This window comes from Alloyangia mangrovi, from assembly GCF_002300555.2.
GTDB lineage: Bacteria > Pseudomonadota > Alphaproteobacteria > Rhodobacterales > Rhodobacteraceae > Salipiger > Salipiger mangrovi.
This window is the reverse complement of the sequence record NZ_NTHN02000005.1, coordinates 110031-126338: the sequence shown is the minus strand read 5'-3', so window position 1 is coordinate 126338 and position 16308 is coordinate 110031. Positions and strand designations below refer to the sequence as shown.

Genomic DNA, 16308 nt, shown 5'->3' with positions numbered 1-16308 from the left:
ACCCTTTCGCGTGAAAGGATGGGCCCTGGGGGTGTCTGACGCAAGAGGGGTGCGGCGATCAGTAGCCGCGCCAGATCCAACCGCCACCGAAGATGCGGCTGCCCTCGGGGGCGTAGAACACGCAGGCCTGGCCCGGGCTGACGCCTTCTTCCGGGGTCAGCAGTTCCACCTCGGCGGTGGTGTCGCTGAGCGGGCGGATGATCGCGTCGCGCGGCGGGCGGGTGGAGCGGACCTTGACCTTGAGGTGCCATTCGTCGCGGCTGGTGAAGGGCTCGTCCCCGAGCCAGTTGATCTCGCGGACGGGAATGACGCGGGTGGCCAGCATCTCCTTAGGGCCGACGACGACTTGCTTGGCATCGACGTCGAGCTTCACCACGTAGAGCGGCTCGTCGAGCCCGCCGATGCCGAGGCCACGGCGCTGGCCGATGGTGTAGTGGATGACACCTTTGTGGGTTCCGAGCTTGCGCCCGTCCGCATGCACGATCTCGCCCGGTTCGGCAGCGCCGGGGCGCAGCTTCTCGATCACCGAGGCGTAGTTGCCATCGGGCACGAAGCAGATGTCCTGGCTGTCGGGCTTGTCGGCCACCGAGAGCCCGTACTTGGCCGCCAGCGCGCGCGTTTCGGCCTTGCTCTTCAGGTGCCCGAGCGGGAAGCGCAGGTACGACAGCTGTTCGGGCGTGGTCGAGAAGAGGAAGTAGCTCTGGTCGCGGTTCGCATCGGCAGCCGAATGCAGCTCGGGGCCGGTCTCGCCATCCATCCGCTGGATGTAGTGGCCGGTGGCCATGCAGTCGGCGTCGAGGTCCTTGGCCGTCTCCAGCAGGTCCTTGAACTTCACCCGCTCGTTGCAGCGGATGCAGGGCACAGGGGTGGCACCGCCAAGGTAGCTTTCGGCGAACTCGTCGATCACCGCGTCCTTGAAGATGTTCTCGTAGTCCAGCACGTAATGCGGGAAGCCCATCTGCTCGGCCACCCGGCGGGCGTCATGGATGTCGACACCCGCGCAGCAGGCGCCCTTCTTGGCCAGCGCCGCGCCGTGGTCGTAGAGCTGCAGTGTCACGCCGACCACGTCGTAGCCTTCCTCGGCCAGCATGGCGGCGACGACGGAGCTGTCCACGCCACCGGACATGGCGACAACCACCCGCGTGTCGGCGGGGGATTTCGCAAAGCCAAGCGAGTTCAGGGTCTGGGTATCGAGGGCCATCATCAATCTCCGGGAGTCCGGGGGAATATAGGAAAATGCGTCTTACTAACAAGGGCGCGTTTTAGACAGCGTTAAATCGCGCAAGGCCAATATGCGTCACCCCCATAGCTGGGCCGGGCGCAGATCCGGGCTGGCGCGGAGGCGGGGAGGGCCAAACGGGACGACGCCAAGCGGGAACTGCCAAGCGGGACATTGCCAGACGGCACACTGCCAGACGGCACACTGCCAAGCGGGACGACGACCATACGGGACGACGACCATGTACCTCAAGAAGATCGATGGCCCGCGCGCGGTGACGCTGCCTGATGGCTCGATCATGACACGGGCCGATCTCCCTCCGCCGGAGACGCGCCGCTGGGTCGCCTCTCGCAAGGCTGCCGTTGTGCGTGCCGTGCGTCACGGGCTCCTGACGGATGAGCAGGCGATGGAGCGCTATGCGCTCAGCTCCGAAGAGTTGGCCGAATGGGTGAAGGCCGTCTCCAGCCACGGAGAAGAAGCGCTCAAAGCCACGCTTGTGCAACGGTTCCGCTAAAGCGGTCGCGTATGGACGCACGGAGTTCATTGGGGGCGTGGAACGGGCGGTCCGGGTAACTTGACCCAGGGGGACGGCGGAATTCTTGCCAAGGAAGCAACGTCATGTCTGCCTCGGCCCGGAAATGGACGCGACCTATCCTAATGAGATTCTGTCAAAAGTTGATTGCCCGCTCAAGTTCTCTAGAGTGATCTCGGCTGGGGTAAAGAACCATTAACTAAATTGGGACAGGCTCGGCGCAGGGGTAGAGATTAGCGGAGACGGCCATGCGCATCCTTTTGGTTGAAGACGATCCGACCACGTCGAAGAGCATCGAGCTGATGCTGAACCACGCGAACCTGAACGTCTACGCCACGGATCTCGGGGAAGAGGGCATCGATCTTGCGAAGCTCTACGACTATGACCTGATCCTGCTGGACCTCAATCTGCCGGACATCCACGGGCACGAGGTGCTTCGCCAGTTGCGCATGGCGCGGATCAATACGCCGATCCTGATTCTCTCGGGGGCCGACGACACCGAGAACAAGATCAAGGGATTCGGCTTCGGCGCCGACGACTACCTGACCAAGCCGTTCCACCGCGACGAGTTGGTGGCGCGCATCCATGCGATCATCCGCCGTTCCAAGGGGCATTCGCAATCGATCATCCGCACCGGCAAGGTGTCGGTGAACCTCGATGCCAAGACCGTCACCGTGGGCGAGCGCGCCGTGCATCTGACGGGCAAGGAATACCAGATGCTCGAGCTGCTTTCGCTGCGCAAGGGCACCACCCTGACCAAGGAGATGTTCCTCAACCATCTCTACGGGGGGGATGGATGAGCCCGAGCTCAAGATCATCGACGTCTTCATCTGCAAGCTTCGCAAGAAACTCTCGGAAGCCACCGGGGATGAAAACTACATCGAGACCGTCTGGGGGCGCGGATACGTTCTGCGCGATCCCGAGCCGCCGGTTGGCGCCATGGCAGTGAACGCCTGACTCTGGACGTGTCCCGCCGAGCGCCCTATCACGTCTGCCAAAAGGCGTGAGCAAGGGATGCGGCAATGGCCCAGCATGTGGCGGAGAAACCGGTAGAGGCACTGACCGAAACGGAGGCACGGGACGAGCTTGCCCGGCTCGCCGATCTGCTGGCACAGGCCAACACCGCCTACCACACCGAGGACGCGCCCGAGATCTCGGACGCCGACTATGACGCGCTGAAGCGCCGCAATCTCGAGATCGAGGAACGGTTTCCCGAACTCAAGCGCGAAGACAGTCCCAGCGAACAGGTGGGGGCACCTCTGGCAGAGGGGTTTTCCAAGGTCCGCCACGCTGTCTCGATGCTCTCGCTCGGCAATGCCTTCGAGCCCGAGGAGGTGGACGAGTTCGACGCGCGCATCCGCCGCTACCTTGGTCTCTCCGACGGCGCTGGGCTCGCCTATACCGCCGAACCGAAGATCGACGGCCTTTCGCTCTCGCTGCGCTATGAAAACGGCGAGCTGGTGCAGGCTGCCACGCGAGGGGACGGATCGGTGGGCGAGAACGTCACCGCCAACGCCCGCACCATCGCCGATATCCCGCAGAGCCTCGAAGGCGCGCCCGACGTGCTCGAGGTGCGCGGCGAGGTCTACATGAGCCACGGGGACTTTGCGGCCCTCAACGAGCGGCAGGAGCTCGCGGCGGCAAGCTCTTCGCCAACCCCCGCAACGCCGCCGCCGGCTCGCTGCGCCAGCTCGACGCCGAGATCACCCGCGCCCGCCCGCTGCGCTTCTTCGCCTATGCCTGGGGCGAGCTCTCGTCACCGCTGGGCGAGACGCAGATGGGCTCGATCGAACGGCTGCATGCGCTGGGCTTCCAGACCAACCCGCTGACCCAGCTCTGCGACGGCCCGCGCGAGATGATCGCGCATTACCGCAGCATCGAGGAACAGCGCGCCACGCTCGGCTATGACATCGACGGCGTGGTGTACAAGGTCAACGATCTGGCGCTGCAGGGGCGGCTCGGGTTCCGCTCGACGACGCCGCGCTGGGCGATCGCGCATAAATTCCCCGCCGAGCTGGCCTGGACCCGGCTCGAGGCGATCGACATCCAGGTCGGCCGCACCGGTGCGCTCAGCCCTGTGGCGCGGCTCACCCCGGTCACCGTGGGCGGCGTCGTCGTGTCGAACGCCACGCTGCACAACGAGGATTACATCGCCGGGCGCGACGCCAAGGGCGAGGTGATCCGCCCCGATCCCGAAGGCGGTGCTAAGGATATCCGCGTCGGCGATTGGGTGCAGGTCTACCGCGCCGGGGACGTGATCCCCAAGGTGGCCGACGTCGACCTCGGCAAACGCCCCGAGGGTGCGCAGCCCTACGTCTTTCCCGCGACCTGCCCGGAGTGCGGCTCCGAGGCGATCCGCGAGGAGGGCGACGCCGTGCGCCGCTGCACCGGCGGGCTCGTCTGCCCGGCGCAGGCGGTGGAGAAGCTCAAGCACTTCGTCTCCCGCGCCGCCTTCGATATCGAGGGGCTGGGTGCCAAGCAGGTCGAGCAGTTCTACCGCGACGGCTGGATCAAGGAACCGGCGGATATCTTCGAGCTGAAGGCGCGCTACGGCTCGGGCATGCAGCAGCTGAAGAACCGCGAGGGCTGGGGCGAGAAGAGCGCCTCCAATCTCTTCGACGCCATCGACGAGAAGCGGAAGATCGAGCTCAACCGGGTGATCTTCGCGCTCGGCATGCGCCACGTCGGCGAGGTGGTCGCCAAGGATTTGGCGAAGCACTACCTTGGCTGGGAGGCGATGATCTCGGCGGTCGATCAGGCGGTCCCCGCGGTCGAGCGCTATCGCAAGGCCGAGACCGCCGTCGAGGAAGAGCGCAAGATTGCCGCCTCCGCCGGTCGCCGCGCCCGCATCAAAGAGACGCAGGACGCTGTCTGGGCCGAAGAGCCGAAAGTGCCGCAGGAGGCGCGCGCCGCCTGGGATGACCTTGTCGGCATCGACGGCATCGGTGCCATCGTGGCGGTCTCGCTGGTCACCTCGCTGCACCAGGAGGCCGAGCGTGCCTCGGTCAACCGGCTGGTCGCGCATCTCGACATCCAGGACGCCGAGCGCCCGGCGACCGAGGGTAGCCCGGTTGCCGGGCTTACGGTGGTCTTCACCGGCACGCTAGAGAAGATGAGCCGCGCCGAGGCCAAGGCGCGGGCCGAGGCGCTGGGGGCCAAGGTCTCGGGCTCGGTCTCGAAAAAAACCGACATTGTCGTCGCCGGCCCGGGTGCGGGCAGCAAGGAGGCGAAAGCCAAGGAACTGGGGGTTCGGCTGATGGACGAGGATGAATGGCTCGCGCTGATCGGCGGATGACCCTCGCATGAGCCAGCGCCCCGAGGCCCTTTGGCCGCTCTTTGCCGAGCTGAAGACGCTGGACGGCGTCGGCCCCAAGACCGCGCAGGCGATGGAAGGGCTGGACGTCGCCGCGCCGCGTGACCTGCTGCTGACCCTGCCGCATTCGGTGATCGACCGCCGCCCGCGGCCTTCGGTCGAGGGGGCCGACCTGCCGGGCACGATAACCGTCGAGGTGCAGGTGCTGCGCCACATGCCGCCCGCCGTGAAGGGGCGGCCCTACCGCATCCAGGTCGAGGACGCCGAGACGACCTTCCAGCTTGTGTTCTTCCACGGCCGCGCCGACTACCTGACCCGCGTGCTGCCCGAGGGCTCGCGGCGGCTGGTTTCGGGCAAGGTCGAGTTCTTTGACGGGCTGGCGCAGATGGTCCACCCCGACCACATGCTGGCGCCCGAGGAGGCGCACACCCTGCCGCTCTTCGAGCCGGTCTACCCGCTCACCGCCGGGGTTACGCAGAAGCTGATGGCCCGCGCCGTGGCCGGGGCGCTCACCCGCGCGCCCGAGCTGGCGGAATGGATCGACGGCCCCCTGAAGGAGCGCGAGGGCTGGCCTGACTGGCACGCCGCGCTCGAGGCGGCGCATGCCCCCGACGGCATGGCCGCGCTGAACCCCACGGCTCCAGCCCGTGCCCGGCTCGCTTATGACGAGCTGCTGGCGCACCAGCTGACGCTCGGCCTCGCCCGGATAAACCGCCGCAAGGGCAAGGGCTTCCCCACCATGGGCGACGGGCGGCTCCGCCGCCGCGTGCTATCGGCGCTGCCGTACCGGCCGACCGGGGCGCAGCTCCGGGCGATGGACGAGATCGCCGAGGACATGGCTGCCGAGACCAGGATGAACCGCCTGTTGCAGGGCGACGTCGGCGCGGGCAAGACGCTGGTCGCCTTCATGGCGCTGCTTATCGCGGTGGAATCCGGCCGGCAGGGCGTGATGATGGCGCCGACGGAAATCCTCGCCCGCCAGCACATGGAGGGGCTGCAACCGCTGGCCGAGAGCGCCGGGGTGGTGGTGGAGCTCCTCACCGGCCGGGACAAGGGCAGCGAGCGCAAGGCCAAGCTGGCGGCGCTGGCGGCGGGCAATATCCATATCCTCGTCGGCACCCACGCGGTGTTCCAGGACGACGTCGTGTTCAAGGCCCTGCGCCTTGCCATCGTCGACGAGCAGCACCGCTTCGGCGTGCGCCAACGGCTCGAGCTCGGCCGCAAGGGGCAGGGCGCCGACGTGTTGGTGATGACCGCCACGCCGATCCCGCGCAGCCTGGCGCTGGCGCAATACGGCGACATGGACGTCTCGGTGCTCGACGAGAAGCCGCCGGGGCGCAAGCCGGTGCAGACCGCGCTGGTTTCGACCGAACGCATGCCGGAGGTTGTCGAACACCTGCGCAAGGCGGTTGCCGAGGGGAGGCAGGCCTATTGGGTCTGCCCGCTGGTCGAGGAGAGCGAGGTCTCGGACCTCACCGCCGCCGAAGAACGTTTCAAGCACCTGCGCGCGCAGCTCGGCGAGGGCGTGGTGGGGCTGGTACACGGCCAGATGCCGCCCGCCGAGAAGGACGCCGCCATGGCGCGCTTCGTCGCCGGCGAGACCAAGGTGCTCGTTGCCACCACGGTGATCGAGGTCGGGGTGAACGTGCCCAATGCCTCGATCATGGTGATCGAGCGGGCGGAGATCTTCGGCCTCGCCCAGCTGCACCAGTTGCGCGGCCGCGTCGGGCGCGGCGAGGCGGCCTCGACCTGCCTTTTGATGTATCAGCCGCCGCTTGGCGAGAGCGGGATGAAGCGGCTCACGACGCTGCGCGAGACCGAGGATGGCTTCCGCATCTCCGAGGTCGACCTGCAGATGCGTGGCGCCGGCGATCTGATCGGCACGGCGCAGTCGGGCCTGCCGCGCTTCAAGGTGGCGGATCTGGAAAGCCAGGCCTCGCTAATGGCCATGGCGCAGAGCGATGCGCGGCGGCTGCTGGCCGAGGACCCGGAACTGCAGAGCGACCGGGGCAAGGCAGCGCGGGTACTGCTCTGGCTGATGCGGCAGGACGAGGCGATCAAGCTGATCAGCGTCGGCTGACCATCGTGGCGCGTTAAGTTACTGAAAAATAGAAGAGAACAGAAAGACCCGGAGCGCCGAGCCGCGCGACGGGTCTTTCTGTTCTAGCGTCATGTTCTCATGTGTTCACAAATGTTCTCAAAAAGTTCTTTACTCGAATCGGATCGCATGAGAACAAAAGGGCAACAAGAGAACACGCACAGCACGCACAGAGGGAACGCCAAGATGATCGACACCATCCGCACCACCATGAGCCGCTCGAACACCGCGCTGGTCACCGACATGATCGGGGCCGTCTCGCTGATCGTGATCCTTGTCGGGGCGCTGCACCTGCCGCTGCTCTGAGCTTTCGAATTTCTGCCTGCGGTCTTGCTCCGGGTGCCGCCCGCATCACTGTCCCGATGCGCCGCATTGTTTCCCCAGCTCCGGGTCGCCTGATCCCCGGACACGCAACGCGGCTCTCCCGGAGTCCACAAGACACGCCACTGCCGCCGCCTCCCATCCCCGGAGCGCGGCGGTTTTTTTTGTCGGGTGGTCTGATCCGGGTGTTCGACGGGGGCCGGGGCCCGTCAGGCGCTGCGCGCCGCGACGATCTCCTCGGCGGCTTCGGTCGCCGCGTCCAGCGCCAGCATGATCGAGGCGTGGCGGTTCTTGTAGGCCGCCGCCGGGCGCAGCACCTCGAGCCCGTCGAAGGGGGCAGGCGGGGTCGGCCCGTCCTCTTTCAGCATGGCGCGCAGCGCGTCACGCGCCTGTGCCAGCTGCTCGGGAGTGCAGCCGATGATCGCCGCGCCGACGACCGAGGCCGCCGCCTGGCCAAGCGCGCAGGCCTTCACGTCCTGGCCGAAGTCGCTGACCCGGCCGTCCTGCAGCGCGAGATCCACGGTCACTGTCGATCCGCAGAGCGGCGAGCGCTTCTTCACCGTGGCATCGGGATGCTCAAGCCGCTCGGTCCTGGGAATATCCGCCGCCAGCGCAAGGATGCGCGAGGAATAGAGCTTGATCAGGTCGGTCTCGGTGGAGGTATTGGCGGACATGGGTTTCCCTTTCGGCTCGCTCCCCATAGATAGGGTGCGCGCCCGGCACCTGCAAAAGGGAATTTCACCATGAGCTTCGATCCTGCGACCTTGGTCTATGACGCAAACGGCCTGATCCCCTGCATCGCGCAGGAGGAGGCGACGGGCGAAGTACTGATGATGGCCTGGATGAACGCCGAGGCGGTGGCCCGCACGCTTGAGACCGGCCGCGTCACCTATTGGTCGCGCTCGCGCCAGAGCTTCTGGGTCAAGGGCGAAAGCTCGGGCCACCTGCAGGCGCTGGTCGAGCTGCGCGTCGATTGCGACCGCGACTGCCTGCTGGCCCTCGTGCGCCAGACCGGCCCGGCCTGCCACACCAACCGTCGCAGCTGCTTCTACACCGCGCTGCGCGATGGCGATGAGGTCGAAATCCTGCAGCCCATGGCAGGCTGACGCGCCCGCACAGCCGCTTCTTCTCTTTCCAAATACGCCGGGGTGAGGCGCGCAGCGCCGAGGGGCGGAGCCCCTTATCTTGCAAGCCCCACCATCCGCCGGAGATCCTCGGGCGTTGCACCCGCTTCGCGGTAGGCTGCGATCGCCCGCGCATCGTCGCGCTTGGCCAGCCGCTTGCCCTGCGCGTCGCGGATCAGCTCATGGTGGTGGTAGACCGGCGTCTCCAGTCCCATAACCCGCTGCAGCACCACGTGGATCGCCGTCGCCTCGAAAAGATCGCGCCCCCGCACCACATGGGTGATCGCCTGCGCCGCATCGTCCAGAACCACCGACAGGTGGTAAGACCCGGGAAAGTCCCGCCGCGAGAGCACGACGTCGCCGACCTGGCGCAGAAGCTGCCCGCGGGAGAGCGCAATACGCCCGGTCTGCCCCATGGGCCCGGCGCCGGTCTCCTCGAACCACGGATCCGCGCCGATCTGCGCGAGTGCCCGCGCCATGTCGAGCCGCAACGCCTCCCCTCGCGGGCGGGGCGTGGCGCCATAGCCCGGGGCGCGCAAGCCGCGACAGGTGCCGGGGTAAACCAGCCCGTCCGGCCCGTAGGCGGGCTCCGTGCCTTCCTGCGGCGCCGAGGCCGCTGCCAGAATGTCGCGGCGACTGCAATGGCATGGGTAGATCAGCTCGCGCGCCCAAAGCGCGTCGAGCGCCGCCTCATAGGCGGGCAGCCGGTCCGACTGGCGCATCGGCGGTGCGTCCCAGTCGAGCCCGAGCCAGTGCAGATCGTCGTAGATCTGCGCCTCCCAATGCGGGCGCGAGCGGGTGCTGTCGATGTCCTCGATGCGCAAGAGAAACACCCCGCCTGCCGCCCGCGCCATGTCCTCGGCCAGCAGCGCCGAATAGGCGTGGCCAAGGTGCAGCGGGCCGGTGGGCGATGGGGCAAAGCGCGTGCGCAAGTCAGTCCTCGCGGCGATAGGCTTTCTCGATCCGCCGGGTACGGCGCTCCTCGCCGGACTGGTAGATCAGCACCCAGGCCAGCAGGATGAACATCGGATGCGTGAGCCCGCCCGAGAAGATGATCGCCGGCACCCAGATCAGGAAGACCAGGATGCCGAGGATCGGCCGCCCGGTCAGCAGGATCGACAGCGGCGGCAGCAGCAGGGCGAGCACGTAGTTCACGCGGGCACCTCCTGCGCGGCGAGCCACTCCTGCCAGACAGATTTGGCGCGGTCGGTGTAGCCCTTGTAGCGGTCCTTGCGGCCGCGGCGCCCGCCGCGCAGCCCTTCGAGCGGGCGGAACAGGCCGAAGTTCACGTTCATCGGCTGGAAGGTCTTGGCCTCGGCGCCGCCGGTGATGTGGTGGATGAGCGCGCCATGGGCGCTGTCCTGCGGCACGGCGGGCAGCTCGTGCCCGAGGATCTCCGCCGCCGCCATCCGGCCCGCCAGCAGCCCCATCGAGGCGCTCTCGACATAGCCCTCGACGCCGGTGATCTGCCCGGCAAAGCGCAGGTTGGGCCGCGCGCGCAGGCGCATCTGCGCGTCGAGCAGGGTCGGCGAGTTGAGGAAGGTGTTGCGGTGGATGCCACCGAGGCGCGCGAAGCTGGCGTTCTCGAGCCCCGGGATGCGGCGGAAGACCTCGGTCTGCGCGCCGTATTTCATCTTCGTCTGGAAACCGACGATGTTGTAGAGCGTGCCAAGCGCATTATCGCGGCGCAGCTGCACCACGGCATAGGCCTTTTGCTCGGGGTTGTGCGGGTTGGTCAGGCCGATCGGCTTCATCGGTCCGTGGCGCAGCGTCTCGCGGCCGCGCTCGGCCATCACCTCGATCGGCAGGCAGCCGTCGAAATAGCCCGCCGTCTCGCCCTCGTGGAACTCGGTCTTCTCGGCAGCCAGCAGCGCGTCGACGAACCCCTCGTACTGCTCCTTGGTCATGGGGCAGTTGATGTAGGCCTTCTGCTCTTCCTCGGTCTCGCCCTTGTCATAGCGGCTCTGCAGCCAGGCTGTGTCCATGTCGATCGTGTCGAAATAGACGATCGGGGCGATGGCGTCGAAAAAGGCCAGCGCCTCGGCGCCGGTCTGCTGCTGCAGCGCCTTGCCGAGCGCGCCCGAGGTGAGCGGGCCGGTGGCGAAAATCCAATGCCCGTCCGAGGGCAGCTCGGTGACCTCTTCCTCGCTCACCGACACGTTCGGTAGCGCCAGGAGCTTGGCGGTCACCGCCTCGGAGAAGGGATCACGGTCCACCGCCAGCGCACCGCCCGCGGGCAGCCGGTGCTCGCCCGCCGTGGTCATGATCAGCGAGCCCGCCTGCCGCATTTCCCAGTGCAGGAGACCGACGGCATTCTGCTCGTGATCGTCCGAGCGGAAGGAGTTCGAGCAGACCATCTCCGCGAGGTTGCCGGTGCGATGGGCGAAGGTTTCCACCTTGGGCCGCATCTCGTGGATGACCACGTCGACACCCAGCCGCGCCGCCTGCCAGGCAGCCTCGGACCCGGCCATGCCGCCGCCCACGATATGAAGAGTTTTGTCCATCTCGGGCAGATAGGCGATCCGCGCGCCGGTGTTAAGGGGTCGCGGCAGTGGAACGGTCGAAAAGGGGGGGCGTTGCCCCCCTCGGCGCTGCGCGCCTCACCCGCCGGCGTGTTTGGGAAGAGAAGAAGCCGGGAGCGCGCGCCGCAACGGTCTCGAGTGTGCTTCTTCTCTTTCCAAATACGCAAATCCCGCTCGCACCGCCCGCGCGGTCTCAGTTCATCGCGCCGCCGTCGGGCAGGGCCTTGACGTAGGCGGCGACGGCGGCGCGGTCCTCGGGCGGGAGCTTGGCGAAATTGGCGATCACCTCGACCATATGTCCGCCGGCGCTGTCGTAGTCGGGGGTGAAGCCGGTCTCGAGGTAATAGGCCACGTCCTCGGCGCTCCAGCCCAGCTTGTCGGGAGTGAGGGCGGGGATGCGGCCCTTGCCGTCCGGCGCGGGGGCGCCGGCGAGCCAGGCGTCGCGCTCGAGCCCGCCGAAGGCGTCGCGCGGGGTGTGGCATTCGCCGCAATGGGCCAGCGCCTCGACCAGGTAGCGACCGCGGCGCATCTCGTCTGACTCCGCGCCGGGCACGATCCAGGCGGGGTCGAGGTAGAGCTGCTTCCACAGGCCGAGGCCGCGGCGCAGGCTGAAGGGGAAGCCGACCTCATGCGGCTGGCTCGGCGTGTCGGAGGCGGGCAGGGTGCGGATGAAACTCCAGAGATCGACCACGTCCTGCGGCTCCATGCGGATATAGGACGTATAGGGGAAGGCGGGGTAGTAGTGCCGGCCCTCGGGCGAGACGCCGCGGAGCAGCGCGTTGGCGAAATCGTGCAGGCTCCAGGCGCCGATGCCCTGTTGCGGGTGCGACGAGATATTGGGGGCGATGAAGGTGCCGAAATCGGAGGGGAAGCGCTGTCCGCCAGCCAGAACCAGCTTGTCCTCGCTCTCGGGCGCATGGTGGCAGGAGGCGCAGCCGGCGGCGGTGAAGACGGTCTGGCCGCGGGCGGGATCGCCGCCCGGGTCATCGGCGAACTCGCCCATGGGCAGCGGGTCCGGGGCGCTGATCATCCAGAGCGCCCCGGTGGCGAGCAGCGCCACCAGGGCCAGGAAGCCGAGCAGGCGGCGCATGGGTTACTCGGGCGCGCGGAAGCTGTCGTGGCAGGCCTTGCAGGCGCCACCAAGTTGGCCGACCGCCGGGCCGAGCGCCTCCTGTCCAGTGGCCGCGACCTGCTGCAGACTGACTGCGGCCTCGCCTAGGCCGGACCACTTGCCGGCGAACCCCTCCCAGTCGTCCCAGATCTCGGCCTTGGCGCGGGTGCCGTCGATATCCATTTCCGAAGTGCCCTCGGGGAAGAGCGGCGGCTCGTTGATCATCGAGACGGCGACGATCGTGTCGGCGGCCTTCTGCGCGGCGTCGGCGTCATAGGCGGCCTTGCCCCGGGCCATGTCGCCGAGGATGCCGAGGTTGATGGCGAGGATGTTGAACTGTCCCTGCCGGGCCTTGACCGGCCCGGGCAGCTCCTGTGCGAGCGCGGCGGTGCCGAGGGCGGCGACGGTGGCGGCCATCGCGAGCCTGGTTGCGGTGATCTTCATCAGAAACTCCCTTTCCTCCCGAAATCGGGGCGTTTTCGAAAATCGTATCCCGGTGGGGAGCGTACCCGAGGCCGGATTTCGATCAAGAGGGCTCTTGGTCCGGGCCTGCGGGGCAGCGCCGCGTAGCTTCCGCTGGCTTGGTCGAGCCGGCGTAACGAGAATCAGGGGCTTACCGGGAAAACATGAGGCGCTGCATCACCTTGCGTCACGTCCGTCCTCACGGGAAATCTCACGAGGTCTGACGGAGATGCGATGTGCCGTTCACGCGGCGCGGTGTCCTCCGGCCCGCCTCGGACGCGGGCCGTTGGCGACGATCCGCGGGCCTTGTCCGGTGCGGATGGCGCTGCCGGCCCGCCATCCGCGTTGCTCATGCGCGGCTCAGCCGGCTGCGGCGTCTTCGGGGAAGCGGACCTTGCCGATGTAGGGCAGGTTCCTGTTGCGCTGCGCAAAGTCAATTCCGTAACCCACGATGAACTCGTCGGGAATTTCAAATCCGATCCAGTCGGCCTTGAGCGGCACCTCGCGGCGCGCGGGCTTGTCGAGCAGCGCGATGGTGCGCAGCTTGCGCGGCTTGCGGCTGTCCAGCAGGTGGATGACGTGGCTGAGGGTGAAGCCGGTGTCGACGATGTCTTCCACCAGCAGCACGTCACGCCCCTCGATCGGCGAGCGCAGGTCCTTGAGGATGCGCACCTCGCGGCTCGATTCCATGCCGTCGCCGTAGGAGGAGGCCTCGAGGAAATCCACTTCCACCGCAAGGTCGAGCTCGCGCACCAGGTCGGCGATGAAGACGAAGCTGCCGCGGAGCAGGCCCACCACCACCAGCTTCTCGGTGTCGGCGAATTCTTGCTCGATCTCGCGCGCGAGGTCCTCGATCCGGGCCGCGATCGCCTTGGCCGAAATCATCTGGTCTACCACATATGGCTTTTCTGCCATGGTTCTCCCCTTGAAAATCCGCGCGCAGCATAGGAAATGTCCCGGCATTGTCACGCGATAAAGGGGCGATATGCCGACCCACTCCGAGACGAAGCGCCTGCCGTACACGGCGCAGCAGATGTATGACCTCGTGGCGGATGTCGCGAACTACCCGAAGTTCCTGCCGTGGACGGCAGCGGCGCGGATTCGTTCGCGCGACGACATGGGCGATCACGAGGTGATGCTGGCCGACCTGGTGATCAGCTTCAAGGTGTTCCGCGAGCGCTTCGGCAGCCGCGTGACGCTCTGGCCCGAGACCAAGAAGATCGACACCGAGTATCTCGACGGTCCGTTCAAGCACATGGTGTCGAAATGGCACTTCGAGGATGCGCCCGAGGGCGGCGTCGACGTGCATTTCTTCGTGGATTTCGAGTTCAAGAACCGCCTGCTGCAGAGCGCGGCGGGGATGTTCTTCTACGAGGCGATGCAGCGCATCGTGCGCGCCTTCGAGCGGCGGGCTGCAGAGCTCTACGGCTGAGCCGCGCAGCGCGAGGCCTTGTCAGGGCAGGGCGTCCCGCAACAGGGTGAGCGCATGGCGGGTGGCCGCCGCGCGGACCTTGGCGCGGCCGAGGGCGCCGAACTCCACGGTTTGGGTCCGCGTGCCCGCGGCACTGGCAAGGCCGAAGCAGACCCGCCCCTCGGGCTTGTGTTCGGACCCGCCGGGGCCGGCAATGCCGGAGACCGACACCGCAAGACCAGCGCCCGCGCGCGCCCGCGCGCCCTCGGCCATCTCGGCGGCGACCTCTTCCGAGACCGCCCCATGTGCCTCCAGCGTGGCGGGGCGCACGCCCAGAAGCTCGACCTTGGCGGCGTTGGAGTAGGTCACCACGCCGCGCTCGAAGATGTTCGACGAGCCGGCGATGTCGGTGATCGCGGCAGCGACCATGCCACCGGTGCAGCTTTCGGCGGTGGTGACGATCACGCCTGCTGCCATGGCGCGGGTCAGGATGTCTTGCGCAATCTCTTCGGTCATCTCGTCCCCCGCGTCAGGAAGCCATCAGGAAGCCATGCGCGATCCCGGCCAGCACGATGCTCACCAGGGCCGCGAAGACGCCCGCGATCACGTCGTCGAGCATCACGCCCATCGCATCGCCGCGACGATCGGCCCAGCCCACCAGCCAGGGTTTCCAGATGTCGAACAGCCGGAACAGCACGAAGCCCGAGACCCAGCCCGGCCAGAGCCGCCAGAAGTCGACGCCCATCATCATCGCGCCGTAGCCGACCGGGAAGAGCGCGATCCACATGCCCACCACCTCGTCGATGACGATCCACGAGGGATCCTCGTCCTCGCCGCTCGCGGTCAGCTCGCGGGTGGCGATATAGCCCAGCACGAAGGCGACCACTGTGGCCGCCAGCAGCAGCCAGAAGCCGCCCAGCACCAGCAGCAGGTAGGCGGCGGGCAGGGCGGCCAGCGAGCCCCAGGTGCCCGGCGCGGGGCGCAGCAGCCCGGCGCAGAAGAAGGTCGCGATCAGTCTCAGTCCGGTCATGGCTTCACCAGCGTTGCGGTTGCGATGGCGGCGATGCCCTCTTCGCGGCCGGTGAAGCCGAGCCGTTCCGAGGTGGTCGCCTTGACCGAGACACGATCCGTCGCCAGCCCCATGATCCGGCCCATCTCGGCCATCATGGCCTCTGCATGGGGGCCGATCTTGGGCTGCTCGCAGACCAGCGTCACGTCGACATTGGAAATGGTGTAGCCCTTCGAGCTGGCAAGCTCGACCGCGTGGCGCAGGAAGATCTCCGAGGCCGCGCCCTTCCACTGCGGATCGCTGGGCGGAAAGTGGCGACCGATGTCGCCTTCGGCAAGGGCGCCGTAGAGCGCGTCGGTGACGGCATGCATGCCGACGTCGGCGTCGGAATGGCCCTGCAGCCCGCGCGGGTGCGGCACCTTCACGCCGCAGAGCACCACGTGGTCTCCGGGGCCGAAACGGTGGACGTCGTAGCCATTGCCGAGGCGGATATCCATGGTCGTCTCCTGCATGGGGTTGGTCAGATAGCTGGCGGCCCGTTGGAAATCCTCGGGGCCGGTGATCTTGAGATTGCGCTCTTCGCCGGGAACGATGATGACCGAGAGACCCGCGGCGCGGGCCACCTCGACATCATCGGCGGCACCGCCGGGATGGGCGGCATGGGCGGCGCGGATCTCTGCATAGCGGAACCCCTGCGGGGTCTGGGCGCGATAAAGGCCGGTGCGGTCCTGCGTGCCGGTCACCTGCGCCTCGGCGCCGGTCCAGAGCGCATCGGTCACGGTCAGCGCGGGCGCCGCGCCGGGAGCGGTGTCGAGCGCGGCCAGAACCGCCTCAATGGTGGCCCGCGAGACGCAGGGGCGGGCCACATCGTGGATCAGCACCTTGGCAGGCGGATTGCCCGCCAGCGCGTCGAGCCCCGCGCGGACCGAACCCGCGCGATCGGCGGCCCCCTCCACCAATGTCACCGGCAGGCCCTCGGCCACCGACTCGGCAATCGCCCGATCCTCGGGGTGAATCACCAGCACAATGGGGCAGAGCGGCGCGAAGGCCTCGAGCGTCCAGCGCGCCACCGGTCGTGCCGCCACGTCGCGCCACTGCTTCGGATACCCGCCACCCGCGCGGGTGCCGCGCCCTGCAGCGACGATGATTGCGGCTGTTTCCGCGGCTGTTTCCATGGTGTTGACCT

The 16308-nt window shown here is 67.6% G+C and carries 16 protein-coding genes and 2 pseudogenes; 7 read left to right on the top strand and 11 right to left on the bottom strand.

Features of this window, described 5'->3' with window-relative positions; all coding sequences use genetic code 11:
- Nucleotides 1-58: 58 nt before the first annotated feature.
- A complete protein-coding gene (gene mnmA / locus CLG85_RS04625; protein ID WP_095883314.1) occupies nucleotides 59-1201 on the bottom strand; it encodes a tRNA 2-thiouridine(34) synthase MnmA in 1143 nt (380 codons plus the stop codon).
- 259 nt (nucleotides 1202-1460) lie between these two features.
- Here mnmA and sciP point away from each other — a divergent pair, with 259 nt between their 5' ends.
- The 5 genes and pseudogenes from sciP (at nucleotide 1461) to recG (ending at nucleotide 7144) form a co-directional block, all read left to right on the top strand.
- Entirely contained in the window at nucleotides 1461-1733 is a 273-nt protein-coding gene (sciP, locus tag CLG85_RS04620; protein ID WP_095883313.1) for a CtrA inhibitor SciP, read from the top strand.
- 266 nt (nucleotides 1734-1999) lie between these two features.
- Nucleotides 2000-2708, top strand: a pseudogene (ctrA, locus tag CLG85_RS04615) (response regulator transcription factor CtrA).
- A 65-nt stretch (nucleotides 2709-2773) separates the two neighbouring features.
- Nucleotides 2774-3322 (top strand): annotated as a pseudogene (locus CLG85_RS04610) (DNA ligase LigA-related protein); the annotation flags it as partial.
- The gene (gene ligA, locus CLG85_RS04605; protein WP_311734956.1) at nucleotides 3238-5046 is read left to right on the top strand and encodes an NAD-dependent DNA ligase LigA; all 1809 of its coding nucleotides are present in this window, start codon (nucleotides 3238-3240) and stop codon (nucleotides 5044-5046) included. The pseudogene CLG85_RS04610 and the gene ligA, both read left to right, overlap by 85 nt.
- 7 nt (nucleotides 5047-5053) lie before the next feature.
- Nucleotides 5054-7144 (top strand): ATP-dependent DNA helicase RecG, encoded by a 2091-nt coding sequence (gene recG, locus CLG85_RS04600; protein WP_095883311.1) that lies wholly within the window; start codon nucleotides 5054-5056, stop codon nucleotides 7142-7144.
- A gap of 548 nt (nucleotides 7145-7692) precedes the next feature.
- Here recG and CLG85_RS04595 read toward each other — a convergent pair.
- Nucleotides 7693-8157: an iron-sulfur cluster assembly scaffold protein gene (locus CLG85_RS04595; RefSeq protein WP_095883310.1), complete on the bottom strand. Its 465-nt coding sequence runs from the start codon at nucleotides 8155-8157 to the stop codon at nucleotides 7693-7695.
- A 69-nt stretch (nucleotides 8158-8226) separates the two neighbouring features.
- On the opposite strand from CLG85_RS04595, the gene hisI reads away from it, so the two are divergent.
- On the top strand, nucleotides 8227-8589 hold the full coding sequence (gene hisI, locus CLG85_RS04590; RefSeq protein ID WP_095883309.1) for a phosphoribosyl-AMP cyclohydrolase: 363 nt from the start codon (nucleotides 8227-8229) through the stop codon (nucleotides 8587-8589).
- Nucleotides 8590-8663: 74 nt separating this feature from the next.
- Here the strand turns inward: hisI and gluQRS are convergent, their stop codons facing one another.
- The 6 genes from gluQRS to hpt all read right to left on the bottom strand — a co-directional run bounded on the left by gluQRS (nucleotide 8664) and on the right by hpt (nucleotide 13617).
- The gene (gene gluQRS, locus CLG85_RS04585; RefSeq protein WP_095883308.1) at nucleotides 8664-9539 is read right to left on the bottom strand and encodes a tRNA glutamyl-Q(34) synthetase GluQRS; all 876 of its coding nucleotides are present in this window, start codon (nucleotides 9537-9539) and stop codon (nucleotides 8664-8666) included.
- Between the two features lies 1 nt (nucleotide 9540).
- The gene (locus CLG85_RS04580; RefSeq protein ID WP_095883307.1) at nucleotides 9541-9762 is read right to left on the bottom strand and encodes a hypothetical protein; all 222 of its coding nucleotides are present in this window, start codon (nucleotides 9760-9762) and stop codon (nucleotides 9541-9543) included.
- Nucleotides 9759-11111: a methylenetetrahydrofolate--tRNA-(uracil(54)-C(5))-methyltransferase (FADH(2)-oxidizing) TrmFO gene (gene trmFO / locus CLG85_RS04575; protein ID WP_095883306.1), complete on the bottom strand. Its 1353-nt coding sequence runs from the start codon at nucleotides 11109-11111 to the stop codon at nucleotides 9759-9761. Before trmFO ends, CLG85_RS04580 begins: the two co-directional genes overlap by 4 nt.
- A gap of 211 nt (nucleotides 11112-11322) precedes the next feature.
- Nucleotides 11323-12219, bottom strand: coding sequence for a c-type cytochrome (locus CLG85_RS04570; RefSeq protein ID WP_260348502.1), 897 nt, complete (start codon nucleotides 12217-12219; stop codon nucleotides 11323-11325).
- Nucleotides 12220-12222: 3 nt separating this feature from the next.
- Nucleotides 12223-12684, bottom strand: coding sequence for a c-type cytochrome (locus tag CLG85_RS04565; protein ID WP_095883644.1), 462 nt, complete (start codon nucleotides 12682-12684; stop codon nucleotides 12223-12225).
- Nucleotides 12685-13062: 378 nt separating this feature from the next.
- Nucleotides 13063-13617, bottom strand: coding sequence for a hypoxanthine phosphoribosyltransferase (gene hpt, locus CLG85_RS04560; protein WP_224846944.1), 555 nt, complete (start codon nucleotides 13615-13617; stop codon nucleotides 13063-13065).
- Nucleotides 13618-13687: 70 nt separating this feature from the next.
- On the opposite strand from hpt, the gene CLG85_RS04555 reads away from it, so the two are divergent.
- Entirely contained in the window at nucleotides 13688-14134 is a 447-nt protein-coding gene (locus CLG85_RS04555) for a type II toxin-antitoxin system RatA family toxin (protein ID WP_260348501.1), read from the top strand.
- A 21-nt stretch (nucleotides 14135-14155) separates the two neighbouring features.
- On the opposite strand, the gene CLG85_RS04550 is transcribed toward CLG85_RS04555, so the two are convergent.
- From CLG85_RS04550 to CLG85_RS04540, 3 genes are read right to left on the bottom strand one after another with little or no spacing between them, the layout of a single operon-like run.
- Nucleotides 14156-14629 (bottom strand): CinA family protein, encoded by a 474-nt coding sequence (locus CLG85_RS04550; RefSeq protein ID WP_260348500.1) that lies wholly within the window; start codon nucleotides 14627-14629, stop codon nucleotides 14156-14158.
- Between the two features lie 13 nt (nucleotides 14630-14642).
- Nucleotides 14643-15134: a phosphatidylglycerophosphatase A family protein gene (locus CLG85_RS04545; RefSeq protein WP_095883807.1), complete on the bottom strand. Its 492-nt coding sequence runs from the start codon at nucleotides 15132-15134 to the stop codon at nucleotides 14643-14645.
- Nucleotides 15135-15139: 5 nt separating this feature from the next.
- Nucleotides 15140-16297 (bottom strand): bifunctional 2-C-methyl-D-erythritol 4-phosphate cytidylyltransferase/2-C-methyl-D-erythritol 2,4-cyclodiphosphate synthase, encoded by a 1158-nt coding sequence (locus CLG85_RS04540; RefSeq protein WP_260348499.1) that lies wholly within the window; start codon nucleotides 16295-16297, stop codon nucleotides 15140-15142.
- Between the last annotated feature and the right edge of the window lie 11 nt (nucleotides 16298-16308).

Excerpts from the sequence above, each read along its gene's own strand:
- mnmA (WP_095883314.1), bottom strand. The coding sequence starts at position 1,201 with ATGGCCCTCGATACCCAGACCCTGAACTCGCTTGGCTTTGCGAAATCC.
- hpt (WP_224846944.1), bottom strand. The coding sequence starts at position 13,617 with ATGGCAGAAAAGCCATATGTGGTAGACCAGATGATTTCGGCCAAGGCG.
- CLG85_RS04570 (WP_260348502.1), bottom strand. The coding sequence starts at position 12,219 with ATGCGCCGCCTGCTCGGCTTCCTGGCCCTGGTGGCGCTGCTCGCCACC.
- CLG85_RS04555 (WP_260348501.1), top strand. The coding sequence starts at position 13,688 with ATGCCGACCCACTCCGAGACGAAGCGCCTGCCGTACACGGCGCAGCAG.
- recG (WP_095883311.1), top strand. The coding sequence starts at position 5,054 with ATGAGCCAGCGCCCCGAGGCCCTTTGGCCGCTCTTTGCCGAGCTGAAG.
- hisI (WP_095883309.1), top strand. The coding sequence starts at position 8,227 with ATGAGCTTCGATCCTGCGACCTTGGTCTATGACGCAAACGGCCTGATC.
- CLG85_RS04540 (WP_260348499.1), bottom strand. The coding sequence starts at position 16,297 with ATGGAAACAGCCGCGGAAACAGCCGCAATCATCGTCGCTGCAGGGCGC.
- trmFO (WP_095883306.1), bottom strand. The coding sequence starts at position 11,111 with ATGGACAAAACTCTTCATATCGTGGGCGGCGGCATGGCCGGGTCCGAG.
- CLG85_RS04550 (WP_260348500.1), bottom strand. The coding sequence starts at position 14,629 with ATGACCGAAGAGATTGCGCAAGACATCCTGACCCGCGCCATGGCAGCA.
- CLG85_RS04565 (WP_095883644.1), bottom strand. The coding sequence starts at position 12,684 with ATGAAGATCACCGCAACCAGGCTCGCGATGGCCGCCACCGTCGCCGCC.
- sciP (WP_095883313.1), top strand. The coding sequence starts at position 1,461 with ATGTACCTCAAGAAGATCGATGGCCCGCGCGCGGTGACGCTGCCTGAT.
- CLG85_RS04595 (WP_095883310.1), bottom strand. The coding sequence starts at position 8,157 with ATGTCCGCCAATACCTCCACCGAGACCGACCTGATCAAGCTCTATTCC.